This window comes from Aureimonas jatrophae, from assembly GCF_900104035.1.
GTDB lineage: Bacteria > Pseudomonadota > Alphaproteobacteria > Rhizobiales > Rhizobiaceae > Aureimonas > Aureimonas jatrophae.
This window is the reverse complement of record NZ_FNIT01000007.1, coordinates 33,833-47,142: the sequence shown is the minus strand read 5'-3', so window position 1 is coordinate 47,142 and position 13,310 is coordinate 33,833. Positions and strand designations below refer to the sequence as shown.

Sequence of the window (13,310 nt, the reverse complement as noted above, 5' to 3'; positions counted from 1 at the left end):
GAACCCGTACCCGCGCCGCGCCCGCCTTACCGATCCGTATAGGCAAGGAGCCGCGCGGTGCCTTCCCAAACCGCCCGTTTCGGGCGCAGGAAGGCACCGCTCGCCCCCTTGCCCAAGCGGCGCGCGTCAGACGAGGCGAGTACCATCATGAACGGCATCCTGGCTGCGATCTCGCGTGTGGTCGTTTGGGTGATCTCGGCCGGGGGCCTGCCGGCTCTCGCGCTTCTGATGGCGCTGGAGTCCGCCTGCATTCCGATCCCTTCCGAGATCGTTCTGCCGTTTGCCGGCTATCTCGTCGGCGAGGGACGCTTCACCTTGCTGGGCGTCGCGACCGCCGGAGCGATCGGCTGCAACCTCGGCTCGGCGGTGGCCTATCTCGCGGGCTCGCGCGGCGGACGCGCGAGCGTGGAACGGTTCAGCCGGCATTCCGTGTTCGGTCGAGCCGAACTCGCCATGGCGGACCGCTTCTTTGCCCGCTTCGGTTCGGCTGCGGTCTTTGCGGGCCGTCTTCTGCCGGTGGTGCGCACCTTCGTGGCCCTGCCGGCCGGCATCGCGCGGATGAACGTCTGGACCTTCCACGCTTTCACCTTCGCGGGGTCGTGGATCTGGTGCTATGTGCTTGCCCGTATCGGCCTGTCGCTGGGCCATGGCTGGGCCAGCGACCCGCGCCTGAAGACCGCCTTCCATGCGGCCGACATCCTGGTGGTCGTGGCGCTGGCGGCCGGGCTCGGCTGGTTTCTCGTCAGCCGCCGCCGCCGCTCGCGTCCGCGATGAGGTCCGACCCGGCGCCAGTTGTCGCAGCCGCCCGGGCTTCGACCACGCCGCACTGGCCGCCGATCGTTGGCTGCCTAACTGATGCGTGCCGAACCCTTCCCGCCTCACCATCATGCCGCCGGCCGCGACACGGCGCGGCGCGCGGGAGGGCGGCCTTCGACGCGCGAGGATGACATGGATACGAGACTGGACGACGTGGGCACGGGCATGTGCCCGTTCGGCGGCACGCGCATCAGCGGCGCGGCCGGCACCGGGCCTCAGATCGACCATTGGTGGCCGAACCGCCTGAAGGTCGAGCTTCTCCACCAGAACCCGCCCGCGGCCAACCCCTTGCGCGACCACGACTACGCCCGGGCCTTCGAGGCGCTCGACCTCGAGGCGGTGAAGGGCGACATCAAGAGCTTCTTGACGAGCTCGGTTTCCTGGTGGCCCTCGGACTACGGCAACTACGGGCCGCAGATGATCCGCATGGCCTGGCACTCGGCCGGCACCTACCGCATCGCCGACGGGCGCGGCGGCGCGGGTCAGGGCATGCAGCGCTTCGCGCCGATCAACTCGTGGTGGGACAACGGCAACACCGACAAGTCGCGCCGTCTCCTGTGGCCGATCAAGCAGCGGTACGGCGCGGCTCTCTCCTGGGCCGATCTCATGGTGCTGACCGGCAACTGCGCGCTGGAGATCATGGGGTTCCGGACGTTCGGCTTCGGCGGCGGGCGCATCGATGCCTGGGAGCCGGACCGTTCCACCTACTGGGGGCCGGAAGGCTGGGACGGCAAGCCGGTCGACGAGGCCCCCCACGGGCCCAAGGCCGGCCACCCCGAGGAGATGGTGAACCGGGGCCTGCGCTGGCAGGGCGGACCGAAGGACGCGACCTACGAGCTCGACAGTCCGCTGGGCGCCACGCACCAGTCGCTGATCTACGTCGACCCGGAGGGGCCGAACGGCAACGGCGACCCGCTGGATTCGGCGCGCGACATCCGCTTGTCCTTCGGCCGCATGGCGATGAATGACGAGGAGACCGTGGCGCTGATCGCGGGCGGCCACGCCTTCGGCAAGTCGCACGGCATGGTGAAGGCCGACCGCATCGGCGGGGCGCCGGAGAACTCGCCGATCGAGGCGATGGGTCTGGGCTGGCACAATCCGGAAGGGTCGGGCAACGCCGAGTTCACGATGACCAACGGCATCGAGGGCTCCTGGACGCAGGACCCGACGAAGTGGGACAACAGCTATCTCGAGAACCTCTTCCGCTTCGAGTGGCGCAAGACCAAGAGCCCGGCCGGTTCGATCCAGTGGACGCCGGTCGACCCCGACGCCCCCAAGACGCCGGATGCGCACGTGAAGGGGCGGATGAACCCGCTCATGATGATGACCTCCGACATCGCGTTGAAGGAGGATCCGGCCTATCGCGCCGTGTGCGAGCGCTTCCTTCACGACTTCGACGCCTTCTCCGACGCTTTCGCGCGCGCCTGGTTCAAGCTGACCCATCGCGACATGGGCCCGAAGGTGCGCTACCTCGGACCCGAGGTGCCGGCCGAGGACCTGATCTGGCAGGACCCGATCCCGCCGCTCGACTTCACGCCGATCAACGACGACGACGCCGCGCGCCTCAAGACGGAGGTTCTGGCGAGCGGCCTGACGGTGACCGACCTCGTGACGGTCGCCTGGGCGGCGGCCTCGACGCATCGCGTCTCCGACAAGCGCGGCGGGGCGAACGGCGGGCGCATCCGCCTCCAGCCGCAGCGCGGCTGGGCGGTGAACGAGCCCGAGCGCCTGGAGCGCGTCATCCCGAAGCTCGAGGAGATCGCGGAGCGCTTCAACGCCGCCGGCAACGGGCGCCACGTCTCGTTTGCCGACATGGTGGTCCTGGCTGGTTGCGCGGCCGTGGAACAGGCGGCGCGCGACGCCGGAACGCCGGTCGCGGTGCCCTTCGTGGCGGGCCGGCGCGACACGACGCAGGAGCTGACCGACGTCGAGCAGTTCAACTGGCTGCAGCCCGTCTCCGACGGGTTCCGCAACTACCAGGACGACACGATCGACATTCGCGTCTCGCCGGAGGAGCTGTATCTCGACCGAGCGATGCTGCTGTCCTTGAGCGCGCCGGAATGGACCGTCCTGCACGGCGGCCTCAAGGCGCTCGGCCTGGCCTATGGCGGGTCCCGTCATGGCATCCTGACGGACCGTCCCGGGGTGCTGACCAACGACGTGTTCCGAAACCTCACCTCGATGGACACGGTCTGGTCGCCGGTGGACGGCGCAAGCCGCATCTTCGAGGGTCGCGAGCGCGAGGGCGGCGCGCCGCGCTTCACGGCCACGCGCTGCGACCTCGTGTTCGGCTCGAACTCGCAGCTGCGCGAGATCGCGGAGGTCTACGCCTCGGACGACGCGGGCGAGCGCTTCGTGCGGGACTTCGTGGCCGCCTGGCACAAGGTGATGATGCTGGACCGCTACGACGTCGCAAAGTAGCCCGAGCCCTGAGAAACCGGCCCGCCCGCGCGGGCGGGCCGGTTCCCTTCAGCGCCGGATGCGGTTGCCGAGCACGAAGCCGAAGAGCCCCATCAGGATGATGCCGACCGCGCCCTGCAGGCCGACCAGGATGTTGGTCCAGCGACCGACGGGATCGAGGCCGATCGCGGGCGGGTTGGCGGTCATCATGTTGAGCGCGCTGTAGCTCATGAGATCCACGACATGGCGGGTGCCCTGCGCCGCGCCGGTCGGAACCAGCCCGGCCGACAGGCCGTAGAGCGCGGCGAAGACGACGATCAGGAGCGCGAAGGCGCGCACGATGCGCGACATGCTTTCCCCGTAGTCGCAAAGCCATTCCACGGAGCGGTCGGCGGCCCAGCGGTAGCCGGCCGCCAGCGCCTCGCGCCGCCGCCCGGCGCGCCAGCTGGCGACCGCCTTCTGGCCGGCGGCGCGCCGGCCCATGAGGCGCGAGCGCTTGTAGGCCCAGCTCGCCTCGTCCTTGGCGCCGATGCTGGACAGGTTCGTCTCCAGCGCGCGGTAGCTTTGCGCCGCGGCCTCGAAGTCGCCGGCCCGCTCCTCGCCCACCATGCCGCCGAGCTGCTCGACGCTCATGCGGCTGCCCTCGATCCAGGCGCCGGCGAGGCGCACATGGGTGAGGTCGCAGCTCGACAGGTTGAGGCGCACGAGCGTGGTGTTGGAGAGATCCGCCCCGCGCAGCTTCGCCCCGTCGAGCCGGGCGCCCGCGAACTGCGCGCCGCGCAGGCGCGAGCCCGACAGGTCGGCGAGCTTGAGGCTGGCGCCGGTGAAGTCGGCATGGGTGAGGTTGACGTCGGCCAGCCGGGCCTCGTCGAGGCGGGCCCCGCGAAACACGGTGTTGTCGGCGTCGGCGCCGTTGAAGTCCGCCCCCCAGAGGTCGGCCTCCGCGAAGTCCGCCCCGTCGAGCAGCGCGCCGGGGAGCTTGGCGAAGCGCATCGCGGCGCGGGCGAAGGTCGCGTCCTCCAGCATGGCCTGGGCCAACACGGCCTGGCCGGCGACCGCACCCGCGAACGAGGCGCCCGATAGGTCGGCACCCGTGAAGTCGGTTTCCTCGATCAAGGCGCCGTCGAGGCGCATGCCGCGCCCGACCGCACCGGCCAGTCGCGCCGCGCCGAGATCGGCGCCGGACAGATCGGCTCCGTCGAGCTGGGCGCGTTGAAGCTCCGCGCCCCGCAGCGCCAGGCGCGCCTCGCGCTCGTCCCACCAGACGGGGGGAGGGGCGTTCGCGCCGAGCGCTTCCCGCAGCGCGGCCGTTCGGCTCGCCATCGCCTCGCGGCCCAGCGCGGCGCGGCGCAGATCGAGACGCTCGCCCGCGCGCTCCAGGCCGCAATCGGCGAGAAGCGCACCGAGCGGAGCGTCGGCGCGAGGAGGAGCATGCTGGTTCATGGAAGGGGGCTCGCCGGCGTCCGGCGCCCGGCAAGAGACCGGACGCTGGATGATGCTCACGAACGGGTGAGGAGCCCGCGCGGTTCCGCCCGTCAGATGCCGCGAACGAGCCCGCCGTCGCAGCGCACCGTCGTGCCGGTGACGTAGGCGGCCGGTCCCGACAGGAGGAACGTGGCGACCGCCGCGAACTCTTCCGGCGTGCCGTAGCGCCCGGCCGGAATGCCGGCGCGCGCCGACTCCCGAACCTCCTCCACGGCCTTGCCCGTGCGCTTGGCGGCGGCCTGGTCGAGCTCCTCCAGGCGGTCCGTCGCGATGCGGCCGGGCAGGAGCATGTTGACGGTGATGCCATCGCCCGCGACCTCGGCCGCCAGCGTCTTCGACCAGCCCTGAAGCGCGGCGCGCAGCGTGTTGGACAGGGCAAGGTTCGGGATCGGCTGCTGCACGCCCGACGAGGCGATGGTGAGGATGCGCCCGAAGTCGCGCTCGCGCATGGCGGGCAGGAAGCGGTTCGTCAGAGCGATCAACGGGAAGACCATCGTGTCGGCCTGACGCTGGAGCAGCTCGGCGGTCATCTGGCTGGTGGTGCCCGGAGGCGGGCCGCCGGAATTGTTGACCAGAAGATCCACGGGTCCCAGCCGCTCGGCGGCCTCGGCGATCGTGTCCACGGCGCCGGGCTGACCGAGGTCGGCGACGACGAACGAGGCGTGACCCGCACCGTGGGCGGTGATGCGCTCGGCCTCATGGCGCAGGCGGTTCTCGTCGCGGCCGACGAGGAGCGGATGGGCGCCCTCGGCGGCGAGCTGGCGCGCGATCGCAAGGCCGAGGCCCTTCGAGGAGGCGAGAACCACCGCGCGGCGGCCGGCGAGTTGAAGGTCCATGAACGAGAACTCCCTTGGTCTGTCTGGATCAATCCACCGACGCGTCGCCGGCGGGTGGCGGATAGGGGTGGAGGGTGCCCTGCGGGTCCTCGACGCGCCATGCCTCGCCGTCTCGTTCGAGATAGGCGGGGCCGACCGGCACCTTGCCGTGGCCGCCAGGGATGTCGAGGACGTAGGTCGGCTGCGCGAGACCCGACAGCTGGCCGCGCAGCCGGCGCATCAGGGCGCGGCCCTCGGCCAGCGGCACGCGCAGGTGCGAGGTGCCCGGCGCGAGGTCGCCCTGGTGGAGGTAGTAGGGCTTCACGCGGTTCTCGGTGAAGCGGCGCATCAGCGCCTCCATGGCCTCCGCCGTGTCGTTGACGCCGCGCAGGAGCACGCTCTGGCTGACCATCGGCACGCCCGCATCCACGAGCCGCGCGATGGCGGCCTCGGCTTGCGGGGTGAACTCGCGCGCGTGGTTGGCGTGTAGCGCGACGAACGCGGCTCCGCCGAAGGCGCGCAGCGCCGCCGCGAGCTCCGGCGTGACGAGCGCGGGTGAGACCACGGGCACGCGCGTGTGGACGCGCAGGACGCGCACGTGCGGAATGGCGGCGAGCGCTTCCGCGATCGCGCGAAGCCGGCGCGGCGACAAAAGGAAGGGGTCGCCGCCCGTGACCACCACCTCCCAGATTGCCGGGTGGTCGCGGACGTAGTCGAGGGCCGTATCGAATTCCGCCGCCGAAAGCGTCCCGAGACCGTCCGGTCCCACCATCTCGCGCCGGAAGCAGAAGCGGCAGTAGACCGGGCAGACGTGGAGCGGCTTCAGGAGCACGCGGTCGGGATAGCGATGGACGATGCCGGGAACGGGCGCATGCGCCGCGTCGCCGATCGGGTCGGCACGCTCCTCGGCTTCTGTTTCCAGCTCTTCGGCGCGCGGCACGAACTGGAGGCCCATCGGATCGTCGGGATGCTCGATCAAGGCCGCGACGTCGCCGGTCACGCCGACGGCGTAGCGCTCCGCCACGCGCCGGATCGCATCCAGACGCTCGGGTGCGACGAGGCCGGCACGGGCGAGCGCGTCGGCGTCGCGGATCGGGACGGGCACGCCGCTCACCAGTCGCCCCCCGGCACCGGCGTCCAGACGACGTCCTCGACGCGCGAAGCGCCGGTCGCGAGCATGGCGAGACGATCGAAGCCGAGCGCGGCGCCGGACGCCTCGGGCATGTGGGCGAGGGCCGCGAGAAAGTCCTCGTCGAGCGGATAGCGCTGGCCGAAGCGGCGCTCGCGCTCGCTCATCTCCGCCTCGAAGCGCCGGCGCTGCTCGGCCGGATCGGTCAGCTCGCCGAAGCAGTTGGCGAGCTCGACGCCGCAGGCGAACAGCTCGAAACGCTCCGCGACGCGCCCGTCATGGGCCGAGCGGCGCGCGAGCGCGGCCTCGGGCGTGGGGTACTCGCAGAGGATCGTCGCCCGCCCATTGCCGATCGCGGGCTCGACGCGCTCCACGAGGAGGCGCGTGAAGAGATCGCCCCAGGTGTCATCAACGGCCTGGCGGATGCCGGCGCGCGTCAGGGCGGCCGCCAGCGCCTCGCGGTCGGTCTCGCCCTGCGCCGAGACGGTGGCGAGGAGGTCGATCCCGGCGAAGCGCTCGCAGGCCTCGGCCACCGTCAGGCGCTCGGGCTCGGCGAAGGGGTCGACCTCGCGGCCCCGGAAGCAAAAGCGCGTCGCGCCGGTTGTTTCGGCCGCGAGCTGCAGGAGCGCGGCGCAGTCGCGCATCAGCTGCTCGTAGGGCTCGCCCGCGCGGTACCATTCCAGCATGGTGAACTCGGGCGCATGGAGCGCGCCGCGCTCGCCGTTGCGCCACACGGGACCCAGCACCACGAGGCGCCGCTCGCCGGCGGCCAGGAGCTTCTTGGCGGCAAATTCCGGCGAGGTATGGAGGTAGAGCGGCTCTTGCTCCCCGTCGGCGGTGTGGAGCACGGTCGAGAAGGCCGACAGCCCCATCTCGTTGCCGGGCGAGCGCTGGAGCGCCGCGGTCTCGACCTCCAGGAAGTCGCGATCCTCGAACCAGCGGCGCACCGCCGAGCGCAGGCGGTTGCGCTGGACGAGGTGCGGGCGCCGGTCGGCGTGGACATGGGGCGTCCACCAGGGAGAACGGGAAGCGGAGGTCATCGCGTGCCCTTTAGAGCCTCGGGACGGCGCGCGCAAAGCGCCCGAAGCTGGCGCTGCGGGGCGAGATGGGCTAGGCGAGGCGCCACGCATCCTCCGGCGGGCTCTCGTGTCCGCCTTCCCCATCCCTCTTCGATACAAGGTTTTCGCCCGTGGTGAAGGTCATCGCCAGCTCGCTCCGCAAGGGTAACGTCGTGGAGCGCGAGGACGGCAAGCTCTACGTGATCCTGTCGGCCGAGAACATCCATCCCGGCAAGGGTACGCCGGTCACCCAGCTCGACATGCGCCGCATCTCGGACGGCACCAAGGTGTCGGAGCGCTACCGCACCACCGAGCAGGTCGAGCGCGCCTTCGTGGAGGACCGCGAGCACACGTTCCTCTACAGCGACGGCGAGGGCTTCCACTTCATGAACCCCGAGACCTACGATCAGGTCGCGGTGCCCGAAAGCGTCGTCAGCGACGCCGCGCCCTACCTCATCGAGGGCATGGCGGTGATGGTCTCGCAGCACAACGGCGTGCCGCTCTCGATCGAGCTGCCGCAGCGCGCGACCTTCGAGGTCGCCGAGACCGAGCCTACCACCAAGGGGCAGACGGCCTCGTCGTCCTACAAGCCGGCGGTGCTGTCGAACGGCGTGCGCACCCTCGTGCCGCCGCATATCCAGGCTGGCACGCGCATCGTCGTGATGACCGCCGACGGCTCCTATGTCGAGCGTGCCAAGGACTGAGGCGGTCCGGAACGGACATATTGCATTGCACGCATGGGTGCCATGCAGCATGAGCAATTCTCAGGCAAGGGTCCGCATGGCATAAGGGAGAGGCATTGTTCCTCCCAGATTGATGCATAAACTCAACCCGCTCCGGTCCTCCCACCGAGCGGGTTTTTTCTTGTCCGCCGGTCAGCGGGCGGCCCGCGTCGGAGCATGGAAGTCCGGCGGCTTGCCCTCGATCCAGCTGAGATAGCGTCCGAGGCGGGGATCGTCGGACGGCTTCTCGCCGCGGGCCGCGATGTCGGCGAGCTCGCGGTTGGTGAAGTTCGCGTGCATGGCGCGATGGCAGATCGGGTGGACCGGTACGGTCTCGCGCCCGCCGCGGCTCTTGGGCAGCGGATGATGCCACTCGACGCGCGCGCCGAGGGTGCGGCCGCAGAGCCAGCAGTTGCCGGGCCCGACCGACACCTCCTCGCCTTCCACCCAACGGTTGTCCTTGTGCGGTCTCGCCTTGCGCTGTCGTGCCATGCGGCGGGATCTAGGAACAACGCCCCCGGGCGGCCAGCCGCGCGCGCCGTCCGGCCCCGCGTTGCGGCGCGAGGTCGCGCCAGCCCGTCGCCGACCGAAGACTTGAGGATCGATCCGCTTTCGCGTTAGTCATCACGCCAGCGTGATGAAAGGGTGTCCCGATGACGCGCAAGACGAGAAAGGCGCTGCGCCGCACCGCGATCGCGGTGCCGCTGGCAGCGCTGCTCCTGTGGTTCCTGTTCTGGCCGACCGTGGTGTGGATCGTCGCGGGCCTCGTGGACCTGTCGCGCAACAAGGCCAAGACGCGGCTCATGGTGGGGCGCTACTTCACGGGCAACGGCATTCCGACCTGGCTCCTGTCGCCCTTCAACCTCCTGGTCGACGCACTGAGCTACCGCAATCCCGGCATCTACCGCCTGGAGGACTTCCCACCGGCCTGGCGCGAGGAGATCGAGACGGTGCTCGACACGTTCCGCACGCGCCGCGAGGAGATCACCGCCGAGATCGACGCCAAGTTCCACGACGGGCGGCGCGGCATGTACGTCTACCGCTGGTACGGCAAGCAGCACATCCGCACGGTGCCCGAGTTCGAGCGCGACTTCCGCTACGTGAAGACCATCGCGGTCTCGGTCTTCTCGGGCAAGGAGTCGACCACTTGGCACTACGGGCCGCTGCGCCTGACCTTGCGCGTCCTCCTCAACCTGAAGCCCGCCGACAGCGACCGCGTCTTCATCGAGTGCCAGGGCCGCCGGCACCTGTGGCGCGACGACCCGCTCTACATCTTCGACGACACGCTGTTTCACCGCTCGGTGAACGAGGTCGACGCGCGGCGCTACAACGTCTTCATGGACGTGATCCGGCCGAGCCCGGTGCCGGGCGTGCTGAGCGTCCTCCTGCGCGGCGTCTCGGCGATCGCCGACCAGATGAAGGCGATGTTCTACAAGAACTGGCGCATGATCGGCGCGCCGAAGGCCAAGGCCCCGGCCGGCGACGCCGCCGCCTGACGCAGCGCCCGCATGACCGCATGAGACAGGCCCGACGGGGAAACCCGGCGGGCCTTTTCGTTATGGCCCCGGGTGATGGCATCGACGGCGGTGCAATCTTGACGCCGGGCTCCCGGATGCTGCTCGCCAGACGGTTCGTCGGCGATCGCGCTCGCTGCGCACACGGCGATCTGTCCGGTCCTCGGTAGGGCCTGCGCGTCGCGCAAGCTCGGCGCTCGTAACGCCGTCCTCGCACCGCCGGGTGCCGCGCGAGAGCGGCGAGCGGGGCCGGGTGACCGAGGCGCTTGTCCCCGGCCGGTCCAAGGTCGGTCCAGGGGTGTGCGATCGGCGCTGCGTGCGGCGATCGCGACCCGGACGCCGAGGCTGGCGTTGGCGATGACCCGCCTGTGGTTCGTCCCGAGCGCGAGAAGCCCGGAGACGGCGGTCGAGGTCATGACCTGGGCCGCAGTCGCCCCATGTGCCGGCGCCGCCTCATACCACCACATCGGGACCGGTGCCGCGCGAGAGCCTATCGGGCCGGACTGCCCGGGAACTGGGACACCGGCCGGAGAGACGCGCCCGACGCGTCCGCGCGCAGGATCGCGGTGCGCCTGGGTTGGCCTCGTGCCAAGTGGCGGAAGGCAAGGGTGCGGTCTCCACCGGGCAACCGCGCGGAGTTCGGCTCAAAGGCCGGATGGTCGTCGCACCACAACCCTCATCAGGTGTCGAATGCCCGAAGCGTTTGCGCCGAGAACCGGCGTATAATGCGGCTCTAGGTTGCAGATAATTTCGACGAGTTGGGCTGCCGTCTAAGCGCTCGCGCCAACGAGGCACGCACCCTAAGCCGCTACAAAGGTTATAGTCCGTATCTTTTCCGAAGCGAAACCACTCTGTGTCGGTTTGGCATCACACGCAACCAAGGGATGCAAAATACCAGACTCGCTGTCTTGTCTCGCGACGCGCATCGATCCATACAACTCGCCGTATGGTTGCATTACCGGGTTGTAATGACGCCTGCGACGGGAGGGTGCGCGGTGTGCACGCCCGCCCCCTCATCGAACCCTTGGGGCTCCAGGAGAGACAATGGCCGAATTTCTTTACGAGGGTCTGGCGACCCGGTCGATCGACACGTTCGATCCGGCCGCGGACACGCTGACGCTGAACCTCACCACCGCTCAGATCTTCGACATCCGCGAGACCGACGGGTCGACGCAGATCGTCACCACCGCCGGCACCGTGCTCACGCTGACCGGCGTCACCTACGCCGAGCTCGCCGCCAACGCGGATGCCATCGTCCTGGCGGCGGGCGGCGACTTCACGGTCCTGTCGGCGGGCGGCTCCGCAACCGGCACGGCGGACAACGACGTCATCGTGGGCGGCGAGGGCGCCAACACGATCGATGCGGGCGGCGGCGACAACGTCGTCTTCGGCGGCGGCTCCTACACGCAGCCCGACGACGGCAACGATTCCATCACCGCAGGTGCCGGCAACGATACGCTCTACGGCAACGGCGGCAACGACACGATCGACTCGGGCACCGGCAACGACCTCGTCTACGGCGGCCTGGGCGAGGATTCGATCACCGCGCGGGCCGACGCCGGCCAGACCGCGACGGTCTACGGCGGCGGCGCGCTCAACGACTCGGTGGACGGCGGCGACGAGATCACCGTCAGCGAGGGCGCCGGCTCGGCTCTCGTCTACGGCAACGGCGGCGACGACGACATCTTCGTGGGGGCGAATGCCGGCGCGACCGTTTACGGCGGGTTCGGCGACGACGACATCGTCATCGTCGGTAACGGCGACAACCTCGTGGTTGGCGGCGTCGACGACAGCGACCTCGTCTTCATCGACGGCGATGGCGACAACACCGTCTACGGCGGCAACGGCGTGACCGCCGAGGCGGATGGCGACGACCTCATTTTGATCGACGGTAGCGGGGCCAACCTCGTCTACGGCAACGGCGGCATCGACGGCATCGCCATTCGTGGCGACGGCGCGAACACGGTCTACGGCGGCGTGGGCGACGATGTGGTCGGCATCATCGGCGAAGGTGCGAACCTCGTCGTGGGTGGCCGCGCCGACAACGACGTCGCGCTGGTTATCGGCGGGGGCGACAACACGCTCTACGGCGGCAATGCCATCAACAGCGTTGATGACGGCAGCGACATTCTCGGCGTCATCGGGGACGGCGATAACCTGATCTACGGCAACGGCGGCGACGACTTGCTGGGTGTGATCGGCGACGGCGACAACACGATCTACGGTGGGCTCGGCAACGACACGATCGTGGTCGGTTTCAACACCACCGATCTTGGCGACGCTCTGAATGTCCTGCCCGAGCAGTCGATCCAGAATGGCATCGTGCTCGCGCAGATTGCGGCCAACGTGTTCGATCTGACGATCGACGATGTCTTCAACGCTACCAGCGACGAGGTTGCCGACGGCAACAACCTGATCGTCGGCGGTACCGGCGAGAACGTCATCAACCTCCTCGGCTCCGGCGACAACACCGTCTATGGCGGCAACGGCGTCACGGATGCGGCCGACGGCGCGACCACGGTCAACGCCGCGCTCTTCGGCGGCGAGTCCGTCTTCTACACCAATGCCGGCGACGACTCCGTCACCGCGGGCCTGGGTGCGGACGCAAGCCTCACCGTCTACGGCGGCCTGGGCGACGACACGATCAATGTGTTCAGCCTCGACGACAGCGATGACACCTCGGTGGTGGTCTACGGCGGTTCCGGCGAGGACCAGATCGACCTCTCGGACTTCGATGGCTCGGCCACGATCTACGGCGGCAACGGTGCGAACGACTCCGCCGACGGCGCCGACACGATCATCGGCGGCAACGGCGACGACGTGATCTACGGCAACGGCGGCGACGACTCGATCGAGGGTGGCGACGGCGACGACAGCCTCTTCGGCGGAGCCGGCGACGACACGCTGATCGGCGGTGCGGGCGACGACACGCTGACGGGCGGTCCGGGAAGCGACACGTTCGTGGTCGGCGACGGCGACACGATCACCGACTTCGACGGTGACGAGGATACGGTCGTGGTCGTTGGACTGAATGGTCAAGAGCAACTCATCGACCTTGATGTGCTCGTGAATCTCGAACCACTTACGCAAATTCCGGTCGTCGGTGACTTGGTTGGAGGTCTCCTTGGTACTCTGGTCGGCGAAGGAACTGTTGCCGTCGTGAACGCGACGGTCGGCAACGTTCTGGGCACCTATCTTGTGGTTAACAACACCGGAACCGACAACGACGCCGTCATCGATATCACCGGCGCCATCAACCTGCCGGCAGTGACAACGGACCCGGTCTGATCGCCGATCGGCCCCTGACGACCAACAAGGAGGCGGCCTCAGGCCGCCTTTTTGTTTGCGCGCGGCAAGCCATGGTTTCGACG

Annotated in this window: 10 protein-coding genes; 5 read left to right on the top strand and 5 right to left on the bottom strand. The window is 69.5% G+C overall.

The features are described from left to right. Window positions 1-147: 147 nt before the first annotated feature. Complete coding sequence (locus tag BLQ76_RS15245) at window positions 148-774, top strand: DedA family protein (protein WP_090674959.1); 627 nt, start codon at window positions 148-150, stop codon at window positions 772-774. Window positions 775-948: 174 nt separating this feature from the next. Then, on the top strand, window positions 949-3,237 hold the full coding sequence (gene katG / locus BLQ76_RS15240) for a catalase/peroxidase HPI (RefSeq protein WP_090675352.1): 2,289 nt from the start codon (window positions 949-951) through the stop codon (window positions 3,235-3,237). Window positions 3,238-3,285: 48 nt separating this feature from the next. Here katG and BLQ76_RS15235 read toward each other — a convergent pair whose 3' ends face one another. The 4 genes from BLQ76_RS15235 to epmA form a co-directional block, all read right to left on the bottom strand. After that, window positions 3,286-4,659: a pentapeptide repeat-containing protein gene (locus BLQ76_RS15235; RefSeq protein ID WP_090674956.1), complete on the bottom strand. Its 1,374-nt coding sequence runs from the start codon at window positions 4,657-4,659 to the stop codon at window positions 3,286-3,288. A gap of 92 nt (window positions 4,660-4,751) precedes the next feature. After that, entirely contained in the window at window positions 4,752-5,537 is a 786-nt protein-coding gene (locus BLQ76_RS15230) for an SDR family oxidoreductase (RefSeq protein WP_090674953.1), read from the bottom strand. 28 nt (window positions 5,538-5,565) lie between these two features. Next, window positions 5,566-6,621: a lysine-2,3-aminomutase-like protein gene (locus tag BLQ76_RS15225; RefSeq protein ID WP_090675350.1), complete on the bottom strand. Its 1,056-nt coding sequence runs from the start codon at window positions 6,619-6,621 to the stop codon at window positions 5,566-5,568. Between the two features lie 5 nt (window positions 6,622-6,626). Continuing rightward, the gene (gene epmA, locus BLQ76_RS15220) at window positions 6,627-7,685 is read right to left on the bottom strand and encodes an EF-P lysine aminoacylase EpmA (RefSeq protein WP_090674950.1); all 1,059 of its coding nucleotides are present in this window, start codon (window positions 7,683-7,685) and stop codon (window positions 6,627-6,629) included. Window positions 7,686-7,834: 149 nt separating this feature from the next. Between epmA and efp the strand changes: the two genes are divergently transcribed. After that, window positions 7,835-8,407 carry an elongation factor P gene (efp, locus tag BLQ76_RS15215; protein WP_090674947.1) on the top strand — a complete coding sequence of 191 codons (573 nt, stop codon included), beginning with the start codon at window positions 7,835-7,837 and terminating at the stop codon, window positions 8,405-8,407. A gap of 171 nt (window positions 8,408-8,578) precedes the next feature. Here the strand turns inward: efp and BLQ76_RS15210 are convergent, their stop codons facing one another. After that, window positions 8,579-8,917, bottom strand: coding sequence for an HNH endonuclease (locus BLQ76_RS15210; protein WP_244519663.1), 339 nt, complete (start codon window positions 8,915-8,917; stop codon window positions 8,579-8,581). A gap of 161 nt (window positions 8,918-9,078) precedes the next feature. Between BLQ76_RS15210 and BLQ76_RS15205 the strand changes: the two genes are divergently transcribed. Together BLQ76_RS15205 and BLQ76_RS15200 are read left to right on the top strand one after the other, a co-directional pair. Further along, the gene (locus BLQ76_RS15205) at window positions 9,079-9,921 is read left to right on the top strand and encodes an aspartyl/asparaginyl beta-hydroxylase domain-containing protein (RefSeq protein WP_090674945.1); all 843 of its coding nucleotides are present in this window, start codon (window positions 9,079-9,081) and stop codon (window positions 9,919-9,921) included. 1,062 nt (window positions 9,922-10,983) lie between these two features. Continuing rightward, a complete protein-coding gene (locus tag BLQ76_RS15200) occupies window positions 10,984-13,227 on the top strand; it encodes a beta strand repeat-containing protein (RefSeq protein ID WP_090674943.1) in 2,244 nt (747 codons plus the stop codon). The last annotated feature ends 83 nt before the right edge of the window (window positions 13,228-13,310 follow it).